At 64.7% G+C, this 25304-nt stretch carries 20 protein-coding genes; 12 read left to right on the top strand and 8 right to left on the bottom strand.

Translation table 11 applies throughout. The features are described 5' to 3' along the window. Positions 1–91 precede the first annotated feature (91 nt). From ABIB78_RS22630 to ugpB, 5 genes are all read right to left on the bottom strand, one after another. Complete coding sequence (locus ABIB78_RS22630; protein ID WP_429028778.1) at positions 92–991, bottom strand: ABC transporter permease; 900 nt, start codon at positions 989–991, stop codon at positions 92–94. Positions 992–994: 3 nt separating this feature from the next. Next, on the bottom strand, positions 995–2008 hold the full coding sequence (locus tag ABIB78_RS22635) for an ABC transporter permease (RefSeq protein ID WP_429028781.1): 1014 nt from the start codon (positions 2006–2008) through the stop codon (positions 995–997). Between the two features lie 309 nt (positions 2009–2317). Beyond that, positions 2318–3940 carry an ABC transporter substrate-binding protein gene (locus ABIB78_RS22640; protein WP_429028784.1) on the bottom strand — a complete coding sequence of 541 codons (1623 nt, stop codon included), beginning with the start codon at positions 3938–3940 and terminating at the stop codon, positions 2318–2320. A gap of 548 nt (positions 3941–4488) precedes the next feature. After that, positions 4489–5436: an aminoglycoside phosphotransferase family protein gene (locus ABIB78_RS22645; protein ID WP_429028786.1), complete on the bottom strand. Its 948-nt coding sequence runs from the start codon at positions 5434–5436 to the stop codon at positions 4489–4491. Positions 5437–5664: 228 nt separating this feature from the next. Next, positions 5665–6984, bottom strand: coding sequence for a sn-glycerol-3-phosphate ABC transporter substrate-binding protein UgpB (gene ugpB, locus ABIB78_RS22650; protein WP_429028788.1), 1320 nt, complete (start codon positions 6982–6984; stop codon positions 5665–5667). 182 nt (positions 6985–7166) lie between these two features. Here ugpB and ABIB78_RS22655 point away from each other — a divergent pair, with 182 nt between their 5' ends. The 6 genes from ABIB78_RS22655 to ABIB78_RS22680 all read left to right on the top strand — a co-directional run bounded on the left by ABIB78_RS22655 (position 7167) and on the right by ABIB78_RS22680 (position 16074). Further along, on the top strand, positions 7167–7403 hold the full coding sequence (locus ABIB78_RS22655) for a hypothetical protein (RefSeq protein WP_429028790.1): 237 nt from the start codon (positions 7167–7169) through the stop codon (positions 7401–7403). Positions 7404–7437: 34 nt separating this feature from the next. After that, the gene (locus ABIB78_RS22660; protein WP_429028916.1) at positions 7438–9492 is read left to right on the top strand and encodes an ATP-binding protein; all 2055 of its coding nucleotides are present in this window, start codon (positions 7438–7440) and stop codon (positions 9490–9492) included. Further along, complete coding sequence (locus ABIB78_RS22665; RefSeq protein ID WP_429028792.1) at positions 9462–11210, top strand: ATP-binding response regulator; 1749 nt, start codon at positions 9462–9464, stop codon at positions 11208–11210. Before ABIB78_RS22660 ends, ABIB78_RS22665 begins: the two co-directional genes overlap by 31 nt. Next, positions 11207–11944, top strand: a complete 738-nt coding sequence (locus tag ABIB78_RS22670; protein ID WP_429028794.1) for a response regulator — start codon at positions 11207–11209, stop codon at positions 11942–11944. The genes ABIB78_RS22665 and ABIB78_RS22670 overlap by 4 nt, the downstream gene beginning before the upstream one ends. 206 nt (positions 11945–12150) lie before the next feature. Then, entirely contained in the window at positions 12151–15189 is a 3039-nt protein-coding gene (gene polA / locus ABIB78_RS22675; protein ID WP_429028796.1) for a DNA polymerase I, read from the top strand. 249 nt (positions 15190–15438) lie between these two features. Next, positions 15439–16074, top strand: coding sequence for a LysE family translocator (locus ABIB78_RS22680; RefSeq protein ID WP_429028798.1), 636 nt, complete (start codon positions 15439–15441; stop codon positions 16072–16074). Between the two features lie 183 nt (positions 16075–16257). Here ABIB78_RS22680 and ABIB78_RS22685 read toward each other — a convergent pair whose 3' ends face one another. Continuing rightward, entirely contained in the window at positions 16258–16884 is a 627-nt protein-coding gene (locus ABIB78_RS22685; protein WP_429028800.1) for a glutathione S-transferase family protein, read from the bottom strand. A gap of 186 nt (positions 16885–17070) precedes the next feature. Here ABIB78_RS22685 and pyrE point away from each other — a divergent pair, with 186 nt between their 5' ends. Next, positions 17071–17634 (top strand): orotate phosphoribosyltransferase, encoded by a 564-nt coding sequence (gene pyrE / locus ABIB78_RS22690; protein WP_173639249.1) that lies wholly within the window; start codon positions 17071–17073, stop codon positions 17632–17634. Between the two features lie 303 nt (positions 17635–17937). Further along, positions 17938–18735, top strand: a complete 798-nt coding sequence (locus tag ABIB78_RS22695; protein ID WP_429028802.1) for a DUF2865 domain-containing protein — start codon at positions 17938–17940, stop codon at positions 18733–18735. 38 nt (positions 18736–18773) lie between these two features. On the opposite strand, the gene ABIB78_RS22700 is transcribed toward ABIB78_RS22695, so the two are convergent. Then, positions 18774–19205, bottom strand: coding sequence for a hypothetical protein (locus tag ABIB78_RS22700; protein ID WP_429028804.1), 432 nt, complete (start codon positions 19203–19205; stop codon positions 18774–18776). 186 nt (positions 19206–19391) lie between these two features. Between ABIB78_RS22700 and ABIB78_RS22705 the strand changes: the two genes are divergently transcribed. Beyond that, entirely contained in the window at positions 19392–19682 is a 291-nt protein-coding gene (locus tag ABIB78_RS22705; RefSeq protein WP_429028806.1) for a GIY-YIG nuclease family protein, read from the top strand. Positions 19683–19964: 282 nt separating this feature from the next. On the opposite strand, the gene ABIB78_RS22710 is transcribed toward ABIB78_RS22705, so the two are convergent. After that, positions 19965–20198 carry a hypothetical protein gene (locus ABIB78_RS22710; RefSeq protein ID WP_429028808.1) on the bottom strand — a complete coding sequence of 78 codons (234 nt, stop codon included), beginning with the start codon at positions 20196–20198 and terminating at the stop codon, positions 19965–19967. 270 nt (positions 20199–20468) lie between these two features. Between ABIB78_RS22710 and ABIB78_RS22715 the strand changes: the two genes are divergently transcribed. The 3 genes from ABIB78_RS22715 to rocF all read left to right on the top strand — a co-directional run bounded on the left by ABIB78_RS22715 (position 20469) and on the right by rocF (position 25175). Further along, positions 20469–23012: a glycogen/starch/alpha-glucan phosphorylase gene (locus ABIB78_RS22715; protein WP_429028809.1), complete on the top strand. Its 2544-nt coding sequence runs from the start codon at positions 20469–20471 to the stop codon at positions 23010–23012. 148 nt (positions 23013–23160) lie between these two features. Then, positions 23161–23979 (top strand): acyl-CoA thioesterase, encoded by an 819-nt coding sequence (locus ABIB78_RS22720; RefSeq protein WP_429028811.1) that lies wholly within the window; start codon positions 23161–23163, stop codon positions 23977–23979. A 218-nt stretch (positions 23980–24197) separates the two neighbouring features. Then, entirely contained in the window at positions 24198–25175 is a 978-nt protein-coding gene (gene rocF, locus ABIB78_RS22725) for an arginase (protein ID WP_429028813.1), read from the top strand. Positions 25176–25304 lie beyond the last annotated feature (129 nt).

A 25304-nucleotide genomic window follows, 5' to 3' on the forward strand; every position in this document is an offset into this window, starting at 1 on the left:
GGATGGCCGGGCGTAGGCGAGCGGAAGCGACGCCGTCCTTCGGACGGCTATGCCCGGCCATGACGAGGTAGTCAGTGGAACGCATCATCGCTCACGTCCTCCGCTGCGGGTCGACGATATCGCGCAGGCCGTCGCCGAGCAGGTTGAAGCAGAACACCGCGATCATCAGCGCAAGGCCCGGGAACAGTGCGATCCACCATTCGCCCGACACCATGAAGCCGGCGCCCTCGGCAACCATGATGCCCCACTCCGCGGTCGGCGGCCGAACGCCGAGGCCGATGAAAGAGAGACCCGCGGCATTGAGGATCGCATAGCCCATGGTCAAGGACATCTGCACGATCATGATCGGCATGATGTTGGGCAGGATGTGCCCGAGTAGGATGCGGTATTCGCCATTGCCGGAGAGCCGCGCCGCCTGCACGAAGCCGGCGTTGCGGCGGACATTTGCTTCGGCGCGCGCGACGCGGGCATAGAGCGGGAAGTTCACGATCGCAGTCGCGATGATGATGTTCTGCACGGTGTTGCCGAGCGCCGCGACGATGCCCATCGCCAGCACGAACAGCGGGAACGCCATGATGGTATCGGCGATGCGGCCGACGATACGGTCGGTCCAGCCGCCGAAATAGCCCGCGGCGATGCCGGCCAGCCCGCCCATCAGGAACACCAGCACCACGGAGGCAACCGCAATAAAGGTGTCCAGCCTGGTCGCGACGATGACGCGGCTGAAGATGTCGCGGCCGAGCTGATCGGTGCCGAACCAGTGCGCGGCAGACGGCGGCTTCAGTGCGGCCGCGGTGTCGGAGGCAAGCGGGTCGTATGGCACGACATAGGGTCCGAACAGCGCGGCAAACAGGATCAGGATCAGCAGCGCGAAGGCGAAGCCGGTGACCTTGTTCTCGCCCAGCACATAGCGGGTCTGCTCGAACACCGCGGCAAGGCCGGATGTGCGGGCGGGACCTGCGGGTTCGACAGCCGGCGCAACGGTACTCATGCTCTAGCCTTCCAGCCTGACGCGGGGATCGATCACGCCGTAGAGGATGTCGATCAGGAGATTGAGCAGGACATACATCACCGCCATGGTCAGCACGAAGCCCTGAACCGGTGCGAAATCGGACGCAATCAGCGCCTCGACCGCGTAGGAGCCGATGCCGGGCCAGGCGAATACCTTCTCCACCAGCACATTGGCGCCGAGCAGGAAGGAGAACACCATGCTGAGCGTGGTGATGACCGGCAGCATCGCGTTGCGGAAGGCGTAGGTCACGATCACCTTGCCGGGCGACAGGCCGCTGGCCCGCGCAGTGCGGACGAAATCGGACGCCAGCACCGCCAGCATCGAGGCGCGCGTCATGCGCGCGATCGGCGCCAGCGAGAAGATCGCGAGCGTCACCGCCGGCAAAATCAGCTGGCTGAGCGCAGAACGAAACGCCTCGAAATCCCGCGCGATCAGCGTGTCGATGAGATAGAAGCCGGTGATGGTAGGCGGCGCGCTATAGAACACGTCGAGCCGGCCGAGCGGCGCCGGCGCCCAGCCGAGCCGGAAATAGAACACGTAGACCAGCACGAGCCCGGTGAAGAACACCGGCAGCGAGACGCCGGCCGTCGTGGTGATGCGGCAGAGATGGTCGATCCAGGAGCCCGGCCGGGTCGCCGCCAGCACGCCGAGCGGGATCGCGATCACGATCGAGACCACAAGGCCGAGCAAGGTCAGTTCGGCCGATGCCGGCAGGCGGTTGCGCAGCTCGGCCGCAACCGGCTGGCCGGTGGTGAGCGAGGTGCCGAGATCGCCATGGGCGAGATCGTTGCTGTAGCGGACGAACTGCTCGATCAGCGGCCTGTCGAGACCGAGCTTCTTCCTGATCTGGTCGACCGCCTCTTTCGTTGCCGCAGGCCCTGCAAAATACGCCGCGGGATCGCCCGGCAGCGCGCGCGTCAAAAGGAACGTCACGATCACGACCCCGATCAGCGACGGGATCGCAAACAGCAGCCGCTTGGAGATCAGGGTCAGCATGGCGATCTCGCGGTTCGTCGCCGGAACGCCGCAACGGGACTAGCAGGGCTCCCTCCCCCCTTGCGGGGGAGGGTCGGGGAGAGGGGTACCGCTTGCTCCGACGCGAGATGGAATCGCGCTCCCGCTGAGTGGTTCGTGATGCGACGCAACGGCTTGGCACGATCTCGGTCGATGTCGTTCTTTCGAGTATGCGGCGTACCCCTCTCCCTGCCCCTCCCCCGCAAGGGGGGAGGGAATGAGAGAGTAGCGCTCACCTCACCAAAGTGAGCGGCCCGCGCCGCGGTATCGCGAACGATCAGCATGAGCGCCTCACCCCTTCGCCATCGCGCGATAGTCGAGGCGGCGGTGGAACCAGTATTCGTAACCCGTCACGTTCTTCTGCATCGCGACGTTGACGAAGGGCTGGTAGAGCGGGATGCGCGGGATGTCGGCGAAGGCGAGATCGACGAAGCCCTTGACGTCGGTATCGTAGGCCGCGGTGTCGCCGGTTGCGGCAGCGGTGCGCGCGCCGTCGATCAGTCTGTCCATCTCCGGCGACTTGTAGCTCATGGTGTTGAAGACGGAATTGTTGCCGTGATAGCACCAGTAGAAGAAGTACTCGGGGTAATCGAGCCAGCCCGAGAACACGTTGGTGAACAGCGGCATGTCCTTCTTGTTCAGCTCGGTGCGCCAGTTGGCGCCGGGCACCTTGTTGATCGTGGTCTTGATGCCGAGCTGCGCGAGGCTCTCCTGCACCAGCACGCAGAGCGGCTCGTTGACGCCTGCGAAGTTCAGATCGAACGAGATCGTGGTCTCGAATCCGTTGGGGTAGCCGGCCTCGGCGAGCAACGCCTTGGCCTTCTCCATGTCGGTGTAATATTTGGTCGGCTGCGGCCAGGCGACCTCGGTCGGCTTGTCCTTTGCCGCGCCGAACATCGGGTTGGCGAGACCGAACAGCACCGCATCCATGATCTTCTGATACGGCATCGCGTAGGCCATCGCCTGCCGTACCTTGGGATTGTCGAACGGCGGCTTGGTGACGTTCATGCCGATATACTGGATGCCGTTGGAGAACGGCAGCGACACCACGTTGAGCTTGCCGCTCGTCTTCATCTCCTGGAAATCCTTGAACGGCAGTTCATAGGAGATGTCGGCATCGCCGCGCTCGAGCAGCGCCCGGCGGTTGCCGGCCTGCGGCACCATGCGCCAGATCACGCGCTTGATCTTCGGCATCGGACCGCAGACCCAGTCGTCGTTGCGCTCCATAATCACTTCGGTGCCCGCGGTCCATTTGGTCACCTTGTAGGCGCCGGAGCCCGCGGTCTGCTGCTTGGTGAATTCGAGGCCCCAGGGATCCTTCTCGCTGGCGTTCTTCTTCACGAGTTCGGAGTTGACGACGCAGGGCACGATCACGGCGAGATCGGGGATCGTCAGCCTGTCCTTCTTCAGGAAGTCGACGCGCACCGTATAGTCATCGACGATCACGAACTGCTCGGGCTTGGTCAGCGAGCCCGCGCTCATCTGGAAGGCCGGGAAGCCGCCGACGCCGACGGCGCGATCGAGCGACCATTTGACGTCCTTCGCCGTTACCGGCGTGCCGTCATGGAATTTGGCGTTCTTGCGCAGCTTGAAGGTGACCGACATGTCGCCGATGTTGAAGTCCTCGGCGAGCTCGGGCTTGAACTTGTCGCGGTCGTAATAGGGCACACCGCCCGGACCGCTCTTCATCTCGTGGCTGATCAGCCGGTCGTAGCAATTCCACGACACCTCGTAGCCGGGCACGTTGGTGCCGACGCCGTGGATATCGAGATTGTTGGGACCGCCCTCGGAGACGATCAGCAGCGTCTCGGAGCGCGCGTCGGCCTTTGCCGGAGACCAGATCGCGGGCGCGGTCGGCGCCAGCGCACCCGCTGCCAGCCCAGACACCGATTTGAGGAACTCGCGACGCTTCATGTGATGCTCCAACGCCCTTGGGAACGGCCGTGGAACTTAGTTCGCAAGGATTGTGCCAACCCTTAACGAAACCTTATCAAGCACTAAACGACTGTAAGGATGGAAGAAATCGACAAAGGTCTTTCGATCTAGCACCTAGCGAATTGCATACAAAGGGGAATCATCTGATCAATAAATAAGCATCATATGAGCGATGCTTGCTTTCTGGCCAACGATCAATGCCACCGCAAGACCGGCATGAGATAGCGAACTCACGCCTTACCAGCCCGTTCAAGACAAGCTCACTCTTTTGGGTGGCGACTGTCGTAGTAACGTCCCCCTAGATATTGGATCGGGCCCTCCACCAACGCGCTGGCAAAAAAGATCGCTGCATAGAGCCACCCTCCACCGGAGGAGGTAAGACCGACGACCGCCCAGAGCACTCCGAGCCCAAGGGAGAACGGAGCGATCTTTAGAACGGTAACGGCGTCGTCTCTGGTCCACGGTCCCATAGGCGCAAACCATAGCAAGACAGGCAGAAACCTCCCAGACACGCCTGGGTGAGTTTGCTAGCCGGGCCAGATCAGCTCCTGCAATTGCACCAAGTCATCGACCCGATCCGGCCAGCCCGCGATGCAGATATGGCGCAGCGGATCGCTGGCCGAGTGCAGCATCATCAGCGCCATCAACCGCCGCTTCAGGGTGAACGTCACTTCAGTGCGCGGGATGCCGTAGCCGTCGAACAGGCTGCGCACCCGGCGCGGATGCCCGGCGGCCATGAAGGCGCTGGGGCCGAGCAGGTCGTACTCGCCCCATCCGGTCCGGACGTCGCCGAAGTCGAACAGGCCGGCGACGTGCCAGCCGTCGGCCCGGCGCCCCAGCACGAAATTCTCCGGGATGTATTCGCCGGTCAGGATCACCGGCGGCAGGTTCATCGGGATCAGTTCGGCGGCTTCATGCAGGAGATCGCCGAGCCCGGCGAGGAATTTCGCCGGCAGGCCGAGCCGTTCGTGCCGCGCCCGGCACTGCGCGATCTGCCGGCGCATGAAGGCCTCCCAGCGCGGCTCGATCGCAAGCAGGCTGCCGGGCGGCACGCGCTGCACCTCGGCAATCGCGGCCCCGATCTCGGCGAGCACGCGCTCGCGCTCGGCTTCCGACAGCGATGGCCATACCTCCGAACCGACGGTGCCGGACAGGCGGGTGATGACGAGATACGGCCAGCCGTCACGCTCGCCCTCCGCGACAAGGTCGGGGATCGGAATGCCGAGCCCCCCGCGCAACTGTGCGAGCGCGCCGCGTTCGGACACGAATTGCGGGCGCAGAAACGGCGGGAACAGCTTCAGGATCAGGTCATCGTCGAGCCCGATGACGAGATTGGTGCCGGTCGAGAACACATGCGGCGCAACGCGCGACAGCCCGTGGCCGTCGGCAATATCGCGCGCGACCGGCAGCCAGCGCGAGCTGTCGCCGCGCCAGGCGCGGTAGGCGTCGTAGTCGGTGAGGAGTGGAAGTGGCATTCGCGCGCGGCCTCTCAACGCTGTCGTCCTGGCGAAAGCCAGGACCCATAACCACCGAATTTGATTGTAAGCGGGAATCGCGGCCCTAGCCTCGCGCAACGACGAGCGGCCGGGGTAATGGGTCCTGGCTTTCGCCAGGACGACCCTGAGTGTGTGGCGCCGCTTGTGAGCGATACATTCACATTCTCTCAGGATGACGGGAAGCGCTTGTGCAACATGACACCACCATCACCGGTCCGGATTGGCGCGCTCGAACTGACGCAGCAGGCGGTTGCCGCGCTCGACGGCGTTATCCATCGCGGCCTGCGCGGAGCGCTTGCCGGCGAACACCTGCTCGAGCTCCTCCTCGATCACGTCGCGGATCAGGACGAACGAGCCGAGGCGGACGCCCCTGGAATTGTCGGTCGGCGGCTTCAGCGTGACCTCCTCGATCGAGATCGAGGCGCCGGCATTGCGATCGTAGAAGCCCTGCGCACGGGTCAGATCGAATGCGGCGCGGGTGATCGGCAGGTACCCCGTGTTCTGATGCCAGGCGGCCTGCACCTCCGGCCGCGACAGATAGGCAAAGAACTTCGCCACCCCGGCATATTCGGCGCGCGGCCGGTCGCGCAGCACCCACAGCGTCGCACCGCCGATGATCGAGTTTTGCGGCGCGCCCTGCACGTCGGGTTCGTACGGCATCATGCCGTAACCGACCTCGAATTTGGAGTTGGCCTTGATGTCGGCGCGCGTACCCGACGAGCCGATGAAGATGCCGCATTCGCCCTTCTGAAAGCGCGGCTCGGCCGCCTGCCCGCGACCGCTATAGTCGAAGGTCTTGTCGGCTTGCCATTTTGCGAGCTGCGCGATGTGGCGCACCAGCAGCGGGTTGTTGAAGATCAGCTGGGCCTCGAGCCCGGAAAAGCCGTTGGCCTTGGTTGCGATCGGCAGGTTGTGGAACGCGGAGAAGTTCTCGACATTGATCCACGACGGCCATGACGTCGTCACTCCGCACATCGCGCCGGCGGCACGCAGCCGCTTCGCGACGATGCCGAGCTCAGGCCAGGTCTTCGGCGGCTGGCTCGGATCCAGCCCGGCCGAACGGAACATATCCTTGTTGTAGTAGAGGATCGGCGTCGAGGCATTGAACGGGAATGACAGCATGTTGCCGTCGACATCGGCATAGTAGCCGGCCACCGTGGGCAGATAGGCCGACGGTGCAAACGCCTCCGATTGGTCGCGCATCAGCTCGAACACCGGATAGATCGCGCCGCGCGCCGCCATCATGGTTGCGGTGGCAATCTCGTTGACCTGGACGATCGCCGGCTGGCTGCGCGAGCGGAAGGCGAAGATCGCCGCGGTGACGGTCTCGGTGTAGTTGCCCTTGTAGGCCGGCACGATCCGGTAGTCGGATTGCGAGGTGTTGAAGTCGGCGGCGAGCTTCTCGAGCTGCTTGCCGAGCTCGCCCGACATCGCGTGCCACCACATGATCTCGGTCGCAGCGCGCGCCGGCGATACAAGCAGGACGGCCACGACCACGAGGTGCAACAGCTTCAAAGCGAACTTCACGACCAGCCGTTCCCGGATGCCAATATGCCGTCATACGGTGCTACAACCGCAGATTCAATCGACACCGCAGGTTGCAGCGCGGATTTAACGTTTGGCCGATGGCGAACCCGCGCCGTTCTGCTAAAAAAGCGTTGAACCTTTTCTTCCCGCCACGGACATAATCACAAGGGGAATTGTAGCCTGTGTACCGCCGCGCCGGCCTTTCGCGGATAACGATGCTTGCCGTCGCGCTGTTATGGACAGCGGTCCCGGCGGGCGTATTCGCGCGCGAATTCCGCAGGTCCGCCCCGCAGAACGACGATTATCCGATCGTCCAGGCGCTGGCAGGCGGCCTGATCGCCGAACGCACCGGCGGCCGGCACCATATCGCCGCCCTGCATCCGCTCCATCCGATCAAGCGCATCCGAAACATGGAGTAACCGGATCTTGGCCGCATCCAAACAGGACGGGACGATGCGACGGCCGGCGGCCTTTGGGCCGCAGGGCCGCTTCCGCATCGTCCAGTTGCTGCGCGCGGTGCCGATCCGCTGGCGCATCCTTTCGATCGCGCTGCTCAACTCCGCGGTCGTGATCGTGCTGGCGGTGCTGATCTGGAACGGCGCGAAGGTGCTCGGGTCGGCCTGGGAGGATGTCCGCCAGGTGCGGGAATCCGACAAGATCCTGGCCAGGCTCGAAAGCGAGACCAGCCGTCTGCAGAACCTGATCCATCGCTACATCAACCAGCCGAGCCCGGACCTGTTCGCGGAAATCCTGCTGTTGCGCGAGGCCGTGCTCGGCACGCTGACCAACCGGGCCTCGACCGACCCGATGCTGTCGGGCTCGGTCGAGCAGCTGGAGCGCGTCACCAGCCGTTTCCTCGACGGCTTCGGTGAATTGCGCACCGTGCAGACCACGATCTCCAAGACCTATGACGAACAGGTGCTGTCCCCGACCAAGGACATGGCCGGGCTCTATTCGATCATCGAGGGCGCCACCGGCCATCGCGACGCACTGATCTGGCCTGCGCTCGGCAAGTCGCGTGAAGCGTTCACCTCGCTGCTGGTGGCCGCAAACGCCTATTATCTTTCGCTTGCCTCGTCGTCGGCCGAGGAAGCCCGCCGCAACATCGATACGATCGAGAAGACGATTCCCGTCATGACCGATCTGGCCGAGAACGATTTGCAGCGCATGGCGCTGGCGCGGCTCAAGATCAAGACCGCCGAGCTGCGCGACGGGCTCGGCAAGCTCAGCGAACAGCTCTCCAACCGCACCGACCTGTTGCGCAACTCGATCGACGCCAGCCAGGCCGATGCGATCGGCGCGATCGACGATCTCTCGGTGAAGATGCGCCAGCGCGGGCAGAAGGCGCAGGAGACGTTCGACAGGACGCTGACGTCGATCTCGCGCCGGGTGCTGTCGATTGCCGTGATCTTCCTCGGCGTCATCATGTCCGCCGGCGTCATGATCGCACTGTCGATCCGGCTGCCGCTGGCGCAGATCATGGCCGCAATGCGCACCATCACCTCGGGGGACCTCGACCGGCCGGTACAGGGCACGTCGGCCAAGGACGAGGTCGGCGCCATGGCGCGTGCCGTCGAAGTATTTCGCGAAAATGCGATTGCCAAGCGCAAGACCGAGGACGAGCTGCGCACCGCCAAGGAGAAGGCCGAGAGCGCGCTGCTCGAGCTCAATGCCGCGCAGCAGAACCTGATCGATGCCGAGCGACTCGCGGCACTCGGCGGCCTCGTTGCCGGCGTCGCCCATGAGGTCAACAACCCGATCGGCATCAGCCTGACGGTGGCCTCGAGCTTCGCGCGCCGCAGCGAGATGTTCGAGAACGACCTGAAGACCGAACCGCTGCGCCGCTCCAAGCTCGACGAATTCGTGCGCGCCTCGCGTGACGCATCGCAGCAACTGGTCGCGAATCTGCAGCGCGCCGGCGAACTGATCCAGTCGTTCAAGCAGGTGGCCGTCGACCGCTCGCATGCCGAGCGCCGCCAGTTTGCCTTAAGCGAATCGACCGACCAGATCGTGGCGAGCCTGCGGCCGGTCCTGAAAAAGGCTGCGATCGCGCTGTCCGTCGATGTGCCCGAGGGGCTGCTGATCGACGGCTATCCCGGCGCCTATGGGCAGATCTTAACCAATCTTTTCCTCAACGCCGTCAATCATGCCTTCGCCGATGGCCGCTCCGGCACTATCACGATCTCGGCGCGCGGGCGTGGCGCCGATGATGTCGAGATCATCTTTGTAGACGACGGGGCTGGCATGACGCCGGACGTGCAGCGGCAGGCGTTCGACCCGTTCTTTACGACGCGCCGCAACGAAGGTGGTACGGGCCTCGGCCTCCACATCGTCTATAACCTGGTCACCCAGCAGCTCGGCGGACGCATGATGCTGGAGTCAAGGGTAGGACAAGGCACCACTTTTCGCATTATCATGCCCAGGATCGCCAAGGGGGAGCCCACGATCACTGACGCAGCAGCCGACGGAACCAGTCAATGGCCGAACAGGACGATGTCCTCCAACTGATCGACGATACCGAGAGCCCCCCGGAGGACTCGTCGGCCCGCAAATGGAAGATCGCCGTGATCGACGACGATCACGCCGTCCATGAAGGCACCCGTTTCGCGCTCAGCGACTACAATCTGAACGGCGCGACGCTGGAGATTCTCTCCGCCTATTCCGCGGCAGACGGCCGCACGCTGATGCGGGACAATCCCGACATCGCAGCCGTGCTGCTCGACGTCATCATGGAGACCGACGTCGCCGGTCTCGAACTCGTCGAGTACATCCGCAACGAGATCAAGAACGAGACCGTCCGCATCATCCTGCGCACCGGCCAGCCCGGCCAGGCGCCGGAACGGCGCGTCATCGTGCAGTACGACATCAACGACTACAAGGCGAAGACCGAGCTCACCGCCGACAAGCTGTTCACCTCGCTGACCGCCGCGCTGCGCAGCTACCAGCAGCTCGAGCGCATGGTGCAGACAAGGCGCGGGCTCGAGATCATCATCGATGCGGCCTCGACACTGTACGACTTCAAGTCGATGCAGCGGCTGGCCGAAGGCGTGCTGACCCAGCTCGCGTCGCTGCTCAATGTCGACTGTGCCGGCATTTTGGTGTTGCGCGACGACGGCAACGCGGCCGTGCCGGATTTCTCGGTGCTGGCCTGCTCGGGCTGCTACAGCCGATTCATCGGCACCACCTCATCAAAGGCGCTCGATCCGGACCTGAGGTCGATGGTGGAAGCTGCATTCCAGCGCCGCAAGAACGAGTTCGCCGACCACCGCAGCGTGCTCTATTCGCGCACCGGCAGCGGCCGCGAGGTCGTGGTGCTGCTGCAGGCCGAGCGCCAGCTCTCCGACACCGACCGTGCGCTGGTCGAGATCTTCTCGAGCCGGCTGTCGATCGCATTCGACAATGTGATCCTCTACCAGCAGCTGCACGAGGCCAACACCCAGCTCGAGGACCGCGTCGTGCAGCGCACCCGCGCGCTGATGCAGGCCAACCGGCGGCTGTCGGCGCAATGGCTGCGGCTGCAGCGCGCCAACGGCTTCAAGAACGAAATCCTCGGCACCGTCGCCCACGACTTGAAGAATCCGCTCGGCGTGATCCTCGGCCGCACCGAGATGCTGACCGAACTGATCGGCGCCGGCTCGCCGAAGGAAAACGTCACCGGCCAGGTCGAACACATCAGGGACGCCACCAAGCGGCTGACCTCGATGGTCGACCATCTGATCTCCGATGCGATGGCCGATGCGTTCGACATCACCATCCGCCGCGAGCCGGTCGACGTCGCGGCCCTCGTCAACGAGGTCACCGAGGCCAACCTGCCCTCGGCCGTCAACAAGCAGCAGAGCATCTCGGTCTCGGGACCGCAGCAATTCGTCACGATGTGCGACGCCGACCGGATCCGCGAGGCGATCGACAACCTGGTCAGCAACGCCATCAAGTATTCGCCGATCGGCGGCAAGATCACGGTCACGGTCAGCCATGAGGCGGACGACACCGTGATCCGCATCGTCGACCAGGGCCCGGGCCTCAGCCCCGAGGATCTCAGCCGGCTGTTCGGCCGGTTCCAGCGGCTGTCGGCCAAGCCGACCGCGGGCGAAAGCTCGACCGGCCTCGGCCTTTCCATCGTCAAGCGCATCATCGACATGCATGGCGGCCATGTGACCGCACAGAGCCCGGGCCCCGGACAGGGGTCGACCTTTACGGTTACACTGCCGGCGACAGAGACATCATGAGCCAGACACCGCATATCTTCATCGTCGACGACGAGGCGCCGGCCCGCGAAATGGTCGGCGATTACCTCAAGATGCACGGCTTCGGCGTGACGCTGTGCGATGGCGGCAAGAGCCTACGCAAGGAGATCGAGAGCAGCACGCCCGATCTCGTGGTGCTGGACCTCAACATGCCCGAGGAAGACGGGCTTTCGATCATTCGCGACCTCAAGAGCAAGATCAACGTCCCCGTCATCATGCTGACAGCTACTGCCAGCCCGATCGATCGGGTGGTCGGGCTCGAACTTGGCGCCGACGACTACGTGGCAAAGCCCTGCGAACTGCGCGAGCTGATGGCGCGCATCCGCTCGGTGCTGCGGCGGAGTGGACCCGCGAAATCAGCTGCGCCGGATCCGGCTAGCGCGAAGGCCGGGAAGGAGCAGCTGGTGCGGTTCGGCACCAAATGGCTCGATCTCGAGGCCCAGGCGTTGCGCGACGACGAGGGCAACGAGCATCCGCTGACGGCCTCCGAATTCGGCCTGCTGAAAGTGTTCGCGGCCAATCCGAAGCGGGTGCTGTCGCGCGAGCGGCTGCTGGAACTGGCCAATGCGCGCGACGCCGAGGCCTTCGACCGCGCCGTCGACCTGCGCATCATGCGCATCCGCCGCAAGATCGAATTCGACCCGACCAAGCCGTCGGTGATCCGGACCATCCGGGGCGGCGGCTATCTGTTCTCGCCGACCGGCGACAAGGCGTAGTATTCTCGATGTCGTCCTGGCGAAAGCCAGGACCCATAACCACGAGTGCCTCAGTTGGGTGAAGCTGGGGCCCCAGAGAATCCCGGCAACACCTCTTTGAGGTAATGGGTCCCGGCCTTCGCCAGGACGACAATTGCTTGTGTGGCAAACGCGGATTCAGCGACACAAAGGCTGTCAATTTGCGCAAAAATCCCTAAGTTTCGGCCATGCCGAAAACAGCCTCCAAAGACTCCGCCAAGCCAGCTCCGAAGACCGCGCCCACGCCCGTTGCCGCCAAGGCCGCGGCGAAGGGCGACCACGTCTTCCTGGTCGATGGTTCGTCCTACATCTTCCGCGCCTACCACGCGCTGCCGCCGCTGAACCGCAAGTCCGACGGGCTGCAGGTCAACGCCGTGCTCGGCTTCTGCAACATGCTGTGGAAGCTTTTGCGCGACATGCCCGAAGACAACCGCCCGACGCATCTGGCGATCGTGTTCGACAAGTCGGAGATCACGTTCCGCAACAAGCTCTATCCCGACTACAAGGCGCACCGGCCGCCGGCGCCCGATGATTTGATCCCGCAATTCGCGCTGATCCGCGAAGCGGTGCGCGCCTTCGAGCTGCCCTGCCTCGAGCAGGTCGGCTTCGAGGCCGACGATCTGATCGCGACCTATGCGCGGCTGGCGACCGAGCGCGGCGCGACCACGACGATCGTGTCATCCGACAAGGACCTGATGCAGCTCGTCAACGACCAGGTCGTGATGTACGACACGATGAAGGATCGCCGCATCGGCCGCGACGAGGTGATCGAGAAATTCGGCGTGCCGCCGGAGAAGGTGGTCGAGGTGCAGGCGCTGGCCGGCGACTCCACCGACAACGTGCCCGGCGTGCCCGGCATCGGCGTCAAGACCGCGGCACAGCTGATCATCGAGTATGGCGATCTCGACCAGCTGCTGTTCCGCGCCGCCGAGATCAAGCAGCCGAAGCGGCGCGAGGCACTGCTCGAGAACGCCGAGAAGGCGCGGATCTCGCGCCAGCTCGTGCTTCTCGACGACAAGGTCGAGCTCGACGTGCCGCTCGACGATCTCGCCGTGCACGATCCCGACTCGCGCCGGCTGATCGCCTTCCTCAAGGCGATGGAGTTCTCCACCCTCACCCGCCGCGTCGCGGACTACGCGCAGATCGACCCGGCCAATGTCGACGCCGATCCCGGCAACAAGAGCGGCGCGAGCGTGTTCTCGCCGCTGCCGCCGTCGGATGTGACGCCGGCGCCCGGAGGCACGCCGACGTCGGCCGCAGCACCACTGCCGAAAGCCAAGCCGACCGGCGCGCGCGACGACAAGAACTCGAACCTCAAGGGCACGCCGGCGACGCTGGCCGAGGCCCGCGGCGAGGCGATCCGCAAGACCGGCTTCGATCGCAAGGCGTACCAGGCGATCGGCAATCTCGAACAGCTCAACGCCCTGGTCGCGCGCGCGCACGACACCGGCTACATCGCGATCGAGGCGATGTCGGAATCGATCGACCCGATGCAGGCCGAGCTGTCGGGACTGGCGCTCGCCGTGGCGCCGAACGATGCCTGCTACATCCCGCTCAGCCATCGGCAGGCCGGTGGCGGCGCCGGGCTGTTCGATGCCGGTCTCGCGCCCGGCCAGCTCAAGACCGCCGACGCGCTGAAGGCGCTGAAGCCGCTGCTGGAATCCGCCGGCATCCAGAAGGCCGGCTTCAACGTCAAGTTCACCGCGGTGACGCTGGCGCAGCACGGCGTCACGCTGCGCAACATCGACGACGCGCAGCTGATGTCCTACGCGCTCGATGCCGGCCGCGGCTCGCATGCGCTGGAGGCGCTCGCCGAGCGCTGGTTCGGCCATGCCGTGGTGAACTACGGCAGCCTCGTCGGCAGCGGCAAGGGCAAGCTGACTTTCGATCAGGTCACGATCGACAAGGCCACCGAATATGCGGCCGAAAGCGCCGATTTGATCCTGCGGCTGTGGCGCGTGCTGAAGCCGCGCCTTGTCGCCGAGCGGATGATGACGGTCTACGAGACGCTGGAGCGGCCGCTGGTGTCGGTGCTGGCGCGGATGGAGCGGCGCGGCATCTCGATCGACCGCCAGGTGCTGTCGCGGCTGTCGGGCGAGTTCGCCCAGACCGCGGCGCGCGTCGAGGCCGATATCCAGGAGATCGCCGGCGAGCCGGTCAATGTCGGCAGCCCGAAACAGATCGGCGACATCATCTTCGGCAAGATGGGATTGCCCGGCGGCAGCAAGACCAAGACCGGCGCGTGGTCGACCACCGCGCAGGTGCTCGACGAGCTCGCCGAGCAGGGCCACGAATTCCCCAAGAAGATCCTGGAATGGCGCCAGGTCTCGAAGCTGAAATCGACCTACACCGACGCGCTGCCGACCTATGTCAACCCGCAGACCCATCGCGTCCACACCACCTACGCGCTGGCCGCGACCACCACGGGCCGGCTGTCGTCGAACGAGCCGAACCTGCAGAACATCCCGGTGCGCACCGAGGACGGCCGCAAGATCCGCCGCGCCTTCATCGCGACGCCGGGCCACAAGCTGGTGTCGGCCGACTACTCCCAGATCGAGTTGCGGCTGCTCGCGGAGATCGCCGACGTCCCGGTGCTGCGCCAGGCGTTCCGCGACGGCCTCGACATTCACGCCATGACCGCCTCCGAAATGTTCGGCGTACCGATCAAGGACATGCCGAGCGAGGTGCGCCGCCGCGCCAAGGCGATCAACTTCGGCATCATCTACGGCATCTCGGCATTCGGCCTCGCCAACCAGCTCGGCATCGCCCGCGAGGAAGCCTCGGCCTACATCAAGAAGTATTTCGAGCGCTTCCCCGGCATCCGCGCCTATATGGACGAGACCAAGGATTTCTGCCGCCGCAACGGCTATGTGACGACGCTGTTCGGGCGCAAGTGCTACTACCCCGACATCAAGGCGTCCAACGCCTCGGTGCGCGCCTTCAACGAGCGCGCCGCGATCAATGCGCGGCTGCAGGGCACCGCCGCCGACATCATCCGACGCGCCATGATCCGGGTCGAGGACGCGCTCGCCGAGAAGAAACTCTCGGCGCAGATGCTGCTGCAGGTGCATGACGAACTGATCTTCGAGGTGCCCGACGGCGAAGTCGCGGCGACGCTGCCGGTCGTGCAGAAGGTGATGCAGGACGCACCGTTCCCGGCCGTGATCCTGTCGCTGCCCCTGCAGGTCGACGCCCGCGCCGCCAACAACTGGGACGAGGCGCATTAGCTTTCTTCGCCTCTCCCGCTTGCGGCAGGGCAATCGCATTTGAGGATCAGCGCGATTACGTCCCGGTAGATTCGTCATGCCCGGGCTTGTCCCGGGCATCCACGTCTCCGTGTCATGGCCAAGAGAGACGTGGATGGCCGGGACAAGCCCGGCCATGACGGCGGGGCACATTGCTCCGAGAGCAATTCTGGCATGGCCGCGCGGCGGATGACACGCTAGAAGTGTGTGTATCCCCTCGCGAGACCTGACATGCCCCATATATCCGCGTTGCTCGGCTTTGCACTCGTCTGCCTCGGCATGGTGCTGACGCCCGGGCCGAACATGATGTACCTGATCTCGCGCTCGATCACGCAAGGGCCGGGGGCCGGCATCGTCTCGCTCGGCGGCGTGGCGCTCGGCTTCGTGTTCTACATGCTGTGCGCGGCGTTCGGCATCACCGCGCTGCTGTTTGCAATTCCCTACGCCTATGACGCGCTGCGTTTTGCCGGCGCCACCTATCTGCTCTGGCTGGCGTGGCAGGCGCTGAAGCCCGGCGGCCGCTCGCCGTTCCAGGTCAAGGCGCTCGAGGTCGACGGCCCGCGCAAATTGTTCGCGATGGGCTTTGTCACCAACCTGCTCAACCCGAAGATCGCGATGCTTTATCTGGCGCTGCTGCCGCAGTTCATCGATCCCGCCGGCGGCAGCGTGCTGACGCAGTCGCTCGCGCTCGGCTCGATCCAGATCGTGATCAGCGTCAGCGTCAACGCGATGATCGCGCTCGCCGCGGGCTCGATCGCGGTGTTCCTCGGCACCCGCCCGAGCTGGCTGTTGGTACAGCGCTGGCTGATGGGCACCGTGCTTGCGGGGCTGGCGATGAAGATGGCGCTCGAGGCGCGCAGGGCGTGAGCCCGACTCGTCATGCGCGGGCTTGCCGCCTTCGCTAAAGCTTCGGCGCGCCTCAGACCGTTAGCCTCGTCGAAGCCTTGGCGTAGACGGGACCCGCGCATCCATCGCCTGCGCATGCAGGCGCTGAGATGCATTCACGAAGAAGATGGATTGCCGGGTCAAGCCCGGCAACGACAGATTCGATTAGTCCAGCTTCGCGTCCATGCCGCGCCTGGTGGCGGGGCGGGCCATCAGCGTCTCATACCACCGCTTCACGTTGGGAAAGTCGGCCAGATCGACCTTGTGGCGCGGATGACGCCAGGCCCAGCCGAGGATGGCGAAATCGGCGACCGAGAGATCGCCGGCGACGAAATCGCGGTCGGCAAGCCTGCGGTCCAGCACGCCGTAGAGCCGCCGCGTCTCGGCCATGTAGCGCTTCAGGCCGTAGGCGCGGTCCTGCTCATTCTCCAGCGCGATGAAATGGTGCACCTGGCCCGGCATCGGACCGAAACCGCCCATCTGCCACATCAGCCACTCATAGACCGGGATCCGCTCCGCCAGCGGTTTCGGCAGGAACTTGCCGGTCTTCTCGCCCAGATAAAGCAGGATCGCGCCGGACTCGAAGATGCTGACCGGCTTGCCGCCGGGACCATCGGGATCGACGATCGCCGGGATCTTGTTGTTCGGGCTGATCGCGAGGAAGCCGGGCGCCATCTGCTCGCCCTTGCCGATATTCACCGGGATCACCTTGTAGGGCAGCCCCATTTCCTCCAGGGCGACGGAAATCTTGCGGCCGTTGGGCGTGTTCCAAGTGTGCAGCTCGATGGTCATTTCCGCTTCCGGTGCAACTGTTTGGCGCCTGCTTACGGGGAATGCAACGGCCGCACAACCCGCGCTTTCCGCAAGCTCGCCAGCTGAAATCGCGGCGTGGGCACTGTTGACGGCTGAATTTCCGCGCTGGAATGTGCCCGCCGGCGCCGATAGATTGCCGCCGCCTCAAACCGGAAAGAAGACGCCTTGTCCAAATCAGCTTCCCGCGCCCGCCTCGCCGAGATCATCCGCAAGCGCTCGTTCGGCCGCGGCGAGATCACGTTGGCGTCGGGCCGCAAGAGCGACTTCTATTTCAACCTGAAGCCGACGATGCTCGATCCCGAGGGCGCGGCGCTGCTCGCCGAACTCACCTATGAGGCGTTGAAAGACGACCGGCTCGATTTCGTCGGCGGGCTCGAGATGGGCGCAGTGCCGCTGGCCGGCGCCATCGCGCAGCTGTCCTGGCTGAAGGGCCATCCGATCGCCGCGTTCTTCGTGCGCAAGAAGCCGAAGGAGCACGGTGCGCGGCTTGCCGTCGAGGGGCTTGCCAAGGGCGAGACGCTGGCAGGCAAGCGGATCGTGATCGTCGAGGACGTCACCACCACCGGCGGCTCCGCGCTGAAGGCGGTGGAAGCGGTGCGCGAGGCCGGCGGCGAGATCGCGCTGGTCTTCACCATGGTCGACCGCGAGGAAGGCGCCACCGAGACGTTTGCCGAGGCCGGCTTGCCGTTCCGCGCGCTGTACAAGGCCGGCGAGTTCCTGAAGGACTGACGGTCTCTTCTCCCTTGCCCCGCTCTTGCGGGGAGAGGGTTGGGGTCTCTCCGCGCTTGCAACTGTCGAGGGACCTGTACCCCCTCACCCGGATCGCATTTCGCTTTGCTTCATGCGATCCGACTTCTCCCCGCAGGCGGGGCGAGGTGAAGAGGAGTTGGCGCGACCTTCTTGTGACGCCGTCACCTAATCAATCGCTCGTTTACCATCCCGCGTTATCGTGAATCCGCCGGGGCAGCTTGTCGCCGCGGCGTGGCGCGTCGGGTGGAGTTGGCGTTGCGTACAGAGTTGAGTGATCGGCGCATGCGGCGCCGCGTGATGCTTGCCGCCGCAGCCTTTGCGGGTTCCGTCCTGGTCGTGCCCGCTCCCGTGTCAGCCGAAGGGCTGTTCGATTTCTTCTTCGGCGGTTCCCAGAAACAGCAGGGCCGGCAGGCCCCGCCGCAAGCCAATTTCTTTGCCGATCCGTTCGGCCTCAACCAGCAGCCGGAACGGCAGACATCCGCGCCGGTGTCGGCACCGCGCGTGGCGGGTTCCGGACCGGCGTACTGTGTGCGCAGCTGCGACGGCAAGTATTTCCCGCTGACGATGCGCGGCAACGCGACGCCGGCGCAGCTCTGCCAGGCGTTCTGTCCCGCGAGCGCGACCAAGGTCTATTACGGCAGCAATATCGACAGCTCCGCGTCGACCACGGGTGAGCGCTACGCCGACAGTGAGAACGCCTTCGCCTATCGCAAGGCGCTGCGTGCCGACTGCACCTGCAACGGCCGCGACCCGGCAGGGCTCGCGCCGGTCGACCTCGCGCTCGATGCTTCACTGCGTGCCGGCGACGTGATCGCGACCACCGACGGCCTGGTCGCCTACACCGGCGTCCGCGTCGGCAACGAACAGTCCTTCGACTTCACGCCGGTCGCCTCCTATCCGGGATTGACCGCGGCGGTCCGCGCCCGGCTCGGCGAAATGAAGGTCGCTCCCGTCAGCGCGGAGATCGCGAGCGATGCGCCGCCGCCGGAAACCAGCCGCGATGTCGCGCCGTCAGCGCCAGCCTCGGCGGTGCCGAAAGCCAACGCCGCAAAGCCCGCCAAGCGGGCCGAGGCGGACTAGCGGTTTCGAGCGACGGCTGCGGCTTCGAGCTGCGCCAGTCAGCGCGCCACGATCACGCCGATCACGTTCGGCGCGGCCATGTATTTCTCCTCGATCGCGGCCCGCGCGGCCGCGCGGTTCTCCGGGTTGAGGAGGCCGCGCTTCTCGGCCAGGATCATCCAGCAATAGCCCCACCAGTCCGTCAGCATGCCGTGATCGTCGACCAGGTCGTAGCCCTGCTCACCTGCGAAGATGCGCGCATGCGCCTCATCGAGTGTATCGAGCCAGGCATGATCCTCGTCCGAGAACAGCTCGTCGCTGAAGTCATCGGTGGTGTAGCCCCAGACCGACATGCAGACCGCGTTGAACTCGCGATCGAGCTGGTCGTCGTCGATCGGCTGGCGCCGCGAGACCTGGTGCAGCCGCGACAGCGACCGCGCGAAATCGGCAATCCGGGTCAGGGCGAATTGATCAAAGGCGATGGTGGACATGTAGTCCTCGCGGAGACTGAGAGACCATAGATATTGTGCCGGCGCAGGCGCCGAATCACAACGATATATCAAAGACTTGCTAAAGTGTTCTTAATTCGTTCTGATGCCATCAATGGGCGTCGCCCCGGCGAAGGCCGGGGCCCATAACCACCGCTATCGGACATCTCACGTGATCGGTGCCGCGAAATGAATGCCGCCGTCTATTACGTTTACATTCTCGCGAGCCGCCGCCACGGAACGCTCTACATCGGCGTCAGCAACGATCTTTGCAATCGGCTTACGCTTCATCGCTCTGGACGCGGCTCACAGTTCGTCAAGAAGTACGGCGTCATGCGACTGGTTTACATGGAGGTCTACGCTTCACCACAGGAGGCGATCGCACAGGAAAAAGCGCTGAAGGAATGGCGCCGCGACTGGAAGATTCGCCTGATCGAACAAGACAATCCGGAGTGGAGCGACCTGTCCCATCTTCTCTGACGGCTGTGGTTATGGGCCCCGGCCTTCGCCGGGGCGACGAATTGCGGTAACTGCCTTGCCTCATGAAAAAGCGGTCGCATGCTCGCCCACCCCGCAAAGCAATTCGGGCCGCTGACTAGGTCAGCGGCCCGTTGAAAATTGCTTCGGAATGAAATGCGTCGGAGCTGAAAATTGTGCCCGCCCCACGAGCGACAGCTGTGTTTGTAAAGAACTCGTTAAGTCTTGGAAATCCGTATCACCACGGTGTTCCCGATTGCGCGTGAAGGCGCGTTTTGCCGCCGCTTAATTCGCTGCCGACAGCAATTTGTCACCGCAGGCATTCGCGTAGAACTTGCCGCCGCATTGCCGCTTGATGGCGGCGCAGCGCGCGGCCGGCGATGCGTTCTGCGTGACGCTGAAGCCGCAGCTCAGACCGTCGGCGCTGCGGCCCGGTTTGCCCGCCGCATAGGCTGCGCTTGTGGCCGTGATGCACACCACGAGCAACGCCGCGGCCGCGATCTCGATCAAGAGTCTCATCACGCATCCTCCGCCAATTTGTCGCAAAATCCCGGCTTTCACGGCCAATCGTAGCACCGGCAATGACGGTTCCGAAGGCCTCTAAATCGGCCCGGTCCTTGCATAAAATTGCGGCAGCGCTGTGTATGGCCTTGTCCCGGACAGTTTCGATTGGCATGCAACGCGCGTATCATTGTGTTGGAGCACGATCGGGAAAGCCACTGACACCGGAATTTCCGAGGGGATCATGCTCAAACAAGGAGACGAGATCGTGATGCTTGTCGTCGCATCATGTTCCCGTCTGAACGGCAGGGATTGGGTGCGTTGCAGGAACAAACAGACTACCCGGCATTGAACCAGCCGATCGACGAGCTGGCGCTGACCGAGATCAAGAGCGCGATCCTGGCCAAGCTCCGGCTTGCCATCGGCAAGGACGCCGGCATGGCGACTAGGCGCGACTGGTACAAGGCGGCGGCGCTGGCGCTGCGCGACCGCATCGTGCACCACTGGCTGACGGCCGAGAAGCAGACCTACGACGCCGGCGCCAAGCGCGTCTATTATCTCTCGCTCGAATTCCTGATCGGCCGCCTGTTCACCGACGCGCTGAACAATATGGGATTGTTGCCGCTGTTCGAGGCCGCGCTCGGCGACCTCGGCGTCGATCTCTCGGACCTGCGCAAATGCGAGCCGGATGCGGCGCTCGGCAATGGCGGCCTCGGGCGGCTCGCGGCCTGCTTCATGGAAAGCATGGCGACGCTGGCGATCCCCGCGACCGGCTACGGCATTCGTTATGATTTCGGCCTGTTCCGCCAGATCATGAACCAGGGCTGGCAGCAGGAATATCCCGACGAGTGGCTCGCCTTCGGTAACCCCTGGGAATTCCAACGGCCGGAGGTGGTCTACAACGTCCACTTCGGCGGCCATGTCGAGCATGTCGATGACCGCGGCCGCGACCGCGCCACCTGGCATCCGGCGGAAGCCGTCGAGGCGATGGCCTACGACACGCCGATCGTCGGCTGGCGCGGCCAGCACGTCAACGCGCTTCGGCTATGGTCGGCGCATGCGCCCGATCCGCTCAAGCTCGACGTCTTCAACACCGGCGACTACGTCTCGGCCAGCGCCGAGCAGGCGCGTGCGGAGGCGATCTGCAAATTCCTTTATCCGAACGACGAGAGCGCGGCCGGCCGCGAGCTCCGGCTGCGCCAGGAGTATTTCTTCGTCTCGGCCTCGTTGCAGGATCTCGTGAAGCGGCATCTCGCCTCCGACGGCGGACTGCGCAACCTCGCGCAGAAGGCCGCCGTGCAGCTCAACGACACCCATCCGAGCCTTGCGGTCACCGAGCTGATGCGGATCCTTGTCGACGTGCACAGTTTCCGCTGGGACGAGGCCTGGAAGATCACGGTCGCGACGCTGTCCTACACCAACCACACGCTGCTGCCGGAGGCGCTCGAAACCTGGCCGGTCGAATTGTTCGAGCGGCTGCTGCCGCGGCATCTCGAGATCATCTACCGCATCAACGTGGCCCATCTCGCGCTCGCCGAGGAGCGCTTCCCCGGCGACATCGAGTATCGCGCCTCGGTCTCGCTGATCGACGAGCGCAGCGGCCGCCGCGTGCGAATGGGCCAGCTCGCCTTCGTCGGCTCGCACCGCATCAACGGCGTCTCGGCGATGCATTCCGACCTGATGAAGGAGACCGTGTTCCACGACCTCCATCATCTCTACCCGTCGCGCATCACCAACAAGACCAACGGCATCACCTTCCGCCGCTGGCTGATGCTGGCCAATCCCGAGCTGACCGCGCTGCTGCGCGAGACCTGCGGCGAGGCTGTGCTCGACGACTTCTCGCTGCTCGAACGGCTCGAGACCCACTCGAGCGATCTCGAATTCCAGAAGCGCTTCCGTGACGTCAAGCATCACAACAAGCTGGCGCTGGCGCGGCTGATCAGCGAGCGCAACCACATCAAGGTCGACCCGTCGGCGCTGTTCGACGTGCAGATCAAGCGCATCCACGAATACAAGCGGCAGCTGCTCAACATCCTGGAGACGATCGCGCTCTACCACGCGATGAAGGACGAGCCGCAGCGCGACTGGGCGCCGCGCGTGAAAATCTTCGCGGGCAAGGCGGCGGCGAGCTACCGCTACGCCAAGCTCATCATCAAGCTGATCAACGACGTCGCCGAGGTCGTCAACAATGACGCCTCCCTCGGCGGCAAGCTGAAGGTCGCCTTCCTCGCCGACTACAATGTCAGCCTCGCTGAGGTGATCATCCCGGCCGCCGATCTCTCCGAACAGATCTCGACCGCCGGCATGGAGGCCTCCGGCACCGGCAACATGAAGCTCGCGCTGAATGGCGCATTGACGATCGGCACGCTCGACGGCGCCAATATCGAGATCCGCGACGCGGTCGGGCCCGAGAACATCGCGATCTTCGGCCTCGAGGCCGGCGACGTCATGGTCCGCCGCAAGCAGGGCCTCGATGCCAGCGATGTGATCCGCAAATCGCCGCGGCTCGAGCGCGCGATCCGCGCCGTCGAGAGCGGCGAGTTCTCGCCCGGCGATGCCGCCCGCTTCGCCTCGATCGGGCACGCGCTGCGATACCTCGATCACTACATGGTCTCGGCCGATTTCGATTCCTACTATGACGCGCAGCGCGGTATCGATGCCCGCTGGCAGGTGATCCCGGCATGGACCCGGGCCTCGATCCTCAACGTGGCGCGGATGGCGTGGTTCTCGTCCGACCGCACCATCCGCGAATATGCCGAGGACATCTGGCACGTGCCGGTGCATCCGGGCACATCGCCGCAGCTTGGCAACCAGCGCGAGGCGAAGGCGTAATCCCCGCGCGCGGAAATCGATTACGTCCGACGTCATTGAATTTCGCGCGATAGCCCGCGATATTGCAGCCGAACGTCACGCTGTGATTGCGAGCGCAGCGACCTGACCGCCGAATGACGGCGGCACGGATCGGTACTTAAGGAATTGCATGCTCACCAAGGCTCCGCACCTTTTCGATGAAGCCACTGCCGTGACTGCCGGCGACAGCCGCTGGCAGGGACGGACCAGCCCGGATTACTGGGCGTTCGTCGGCCCGTTCGGCGGCTGTACCGCCGCGACCATCCTGCGGGCGCTGATGCAGCATCCGCAGCGCGCGGGCGATCCGCTGGCGCTGACGGTCAATTATTGCGCGCCGGTCGCCGAGGGCGGGTTCGATCTCGATGTCCGCCTGGTGAAGGCCAACCGTTCGAGCCAGCATTGGTCGGTTGAGATGACGCAAGGTGGCGGTGAGGTCGCGACGCTGGCGACTGCCGTGTTCGCCGAGCGCCGCCCGTCCTGGTCGCACCAGCCGGCCGATTTTCCCGGTGCTGTGCCGTTCGAGCAGCTGCGGTCCTATCCGAAGCTCGCGATGACCTGGGCCAACCAGTACGATTTCCGCTTCGCCGAGGGCGAGCCGAAGCTCGGCGGCGGTGCCGCGAAGGAGCTGTCGCGTCCTTATTCAAAACTCTGGATCGCCGACCGCGTGCCGCGCAAGGTCGACGCGCTGTCGCTGATGTCGATGTCGGACGCGTTCTTCGGCCGCGTCTTCCATGCGCGGCACGAGCTGGTGCCGTTCGGCACGGTGTCGCTGACGACCTATTTCCACGTCGACGCAGCCGACCTGAATGCAGAGGATACGCCCCGCGTGCTCGCCACAGCCGATGCCAAGATCTTCCACAAGAGCTACGGCGACCAGCACGGCGAATTGTGGTCGCCCTCCGGCCGCCTGCTCGCCACCACGACGCAGATCGCCTATTTCAAGGCATAGCGCTTTCGAGCGAAGCCTGTCCCGCACTTGATGCGGGATGGGCACCGGTCGGCGTGAAGAAAACGCCTCAAAGCAAGAATCTGGGCGTCAGTTTCTGATTCAACCAGGGCGCTGAGCGCAACTATCCACATGGTCGAATTGGACCGGGTTGCCTATTTCAAGGGTTGAGGGAACATTGGCGCGTCGCTTCTGTTCCACGCCTTTGGGAGCCCTGCCGCATGTCCGGAGCCGACAATTCCAAACCCTCGCGCATCGCCTTGCTTGGCGTTCCCATCGAGATCGGCGCGTCGCAGCCCGGCCCGCTGATGGGACCGGACGCGCTGCGCACGGCAGGCATCGCGCGCCTGCTCGAGCAGCTCGACTTCCAGGTCGATGACCACGGCAACCTTGCGATCCCGGCGGTCGTCGCCGACGGCCCGGTGCCGGCCAACACCAAATTCTACGACGAAGTGAAGACCTGGACCCGCGCGCTCTCCGAGCGCGCCTACTGGCTGGCGCATTCCGGCGCGATCCCGATCTTCATGGGTGGCGATCATTCGTTGTCGATGGGGTCGATCAACGGCGTCGCACGCTACTGGCAGGAAAAGGGCCGGCCGCTGTTCGCGCTGTGGGTCGACGCACATGCGGACTACAACACGCCGGCCACCACCATTACCGGCAACATGCACGGCATGTCGGCGGCGTTCCTGTGCGGCGAGCCCGGCCTCGACGACCTGCTCGGCGGGCTGCCGCGCGCCTCGATCCCGCCCGATCAGCTCGACCTGATCGGCACGCGCTCGGTCGATCCGCTGGAGCGCAAGCTGCTGCGGCAACGCAACGTCTCGATCTCAGACATGCGCCAGATCGACGAGTTCGGCGTCGCCGTGCTGACCCGCCGCGTCATCGATCGCGTCAGGGCGAAGAACGGCGTGCTGCATGTCTCGTTCGATGTCGACTTCCTCGATCCGGCGGTCGCGCCCGGCGTCGGCACCACGGTGCCCGGTGGGGCGACTTATCGGGAAGCCCATCTCATTATGGAGCTGCTGCACGATTCCGGGCTGGTGCGCTCGCTCGATATCGTCGAGCTCAATCCCTTCCTCGACGAGCGCGGCCGCACCGCGCGCGTCGCCGTCGAACTGATCGGCAGCCTGTTCGGCCTGCAGATCACCGATAGGCAGACGCCGAGCAATGCGGTGCTGCCCGAGATGGGCGAGTAGCGGAGCAACACGCTCGATGTCGTCCCGGCGAAAGCCGGGACGACAGTGGAGTATGTGGCGCCGTTCGCTGCTCAGGTTGACGGATTGAGATGTCGCCGAGCTGGGTGGGCAAACAAAAAAGGCGGCCGC

Origin of the sequence: Bradyrhizobium sp. I1.14.4 (genome assembly GCF_050435825.1) — a bacterium.
GTDB lineage: Bacteria > Pseudomonadota > Alphaproteobacteria > Rhizobiales > Xanthobacteraceae > Bradyrhizobium.

Excerpts from the sequence above, each read along its gene's own strand:
- ABIB78_RS22630 (WP_429028778.1), bottom strand. The coding sequence starts at position 991 with ATGAGTACCGTTGCGCCGGCTGTCGAACCCGCAGGTCCCGCCCGCACA.
- ABIB78_RS22635 (WP_429028781.1), bottom strand. The coding sequence starts at position 2,008 with ATGCTGACCCTGATCTCCAAGCGGCTGCTGTTTGCGATCCCGTCGCTG.
- ABIB78_RS22640 (WP_429028784.1), bottom strand. The coding sequence starts at position 3,940 with ATGAAGCGTCGCGAGTTCCTCAAATCGGTGTCTGGGCTGGCAGCGGGT.
- ABIB78_RS22645 (WP_429028786.1), bottom strand. The coding sequence starts at position 5,436 with ATGCCACTTCCACTCCTCACCGACTACGACGCCTACCGCGCCTGGCGC.
- ABIB78_RS22660 (WP_429028916.1), top strand. The coding sequence starts at position 7,438 with ATGCGACGGCCGGCGGCCTTTGGGCCGCAGGGCCGCTTCCGCATCGTC.
- ABIB78_RS22665 (WP_429028792.1), top strand. The coding sequence starts at position 9,462 with ATGGCCGAACAGGACGATGTCCTCCAACTGATCGACGATACCGAGAGC.
- ABIB78_RS22670 (WP_429028794.1), top strand. The coding sequence starts at position 11,207 with ATGAGCCAGACACCGCATATCTTCATCGTCGACGACGAGGCGCCGGCC.
- polA (WP_429028796.1), top strand. The coding sequence starts at position 12,151 with ATGCCGAAAACAGCCTCCAAAGACTCCGCCAAGCCAGCTCCGAAGACC.
- ABIB78_RS22680 (WP_429028798.1), top strand. The coding sequence starts at position 15,439 with ATGCCCCATATATCCGCGTTGCTCGGCTTTGCACTCGTCTGCCTCGGC.
- ABIB78_RS22685 (WP_429028800.1), bottom strand. The coding sequence starts at position 16,884 with ATGACCATCGAGCTGCACACTTGGAACACGCCCAACGGCCGCAAGATT.
- ABIB78_RS22695 (WP_429028802.1), top strand. The coding sequence starts at position 17,938 with ATGCGGCGCCGCGTGATGCTTGCCGCCGCAGCCTTTGCGGGTTCCGTC.
- ABIB78_RS22700 (WP_429028804.1), bottom strand. The coding sequence starts at position 19,205 with ATGTCCACCATCGCCTTTGATCAATTCGCCCTGACCCGGATTGCCGAT.
- ABIB78_RS22705 (WP_429028806.1), top strand. The coding sequence starts at position 19,392 with ATGAATGCCGCCGTCTATTACGTTTACATTCTCGCGAGCCGCCGCCAC.
- ABIB78_RS22710 (WP_429028808.1), bottom strand. The coding sequence starts at position 20,198 with ATGAGACTCTTGATCGAGATCGCGGCCGCGGCGTTGCTCGTGGTGTGC.
- ABIB78_RS22715 (WP_429028809.1), top strand. The coding sequence starts at position 20,469 with ATGTTCCCGTCTGAACGGCAGGGATTGGGTGCGTTGCAGGAACAAACA.
- ABIB78_RS22720 (WP_429028811.1), top strand. The coding sequence starts at position 23,161 with ATGCTCACCAAGGCTCCGCACCTTTTCGATGAAGCCACTGCCGTGACT.
- rocF (WP_429028813.1), top strand. The coding sequence starts at position 24,198 with ATGTCCGGAGCCGACAATTCCAAACCCTCGCGCATCGCCTTGCTTGGC.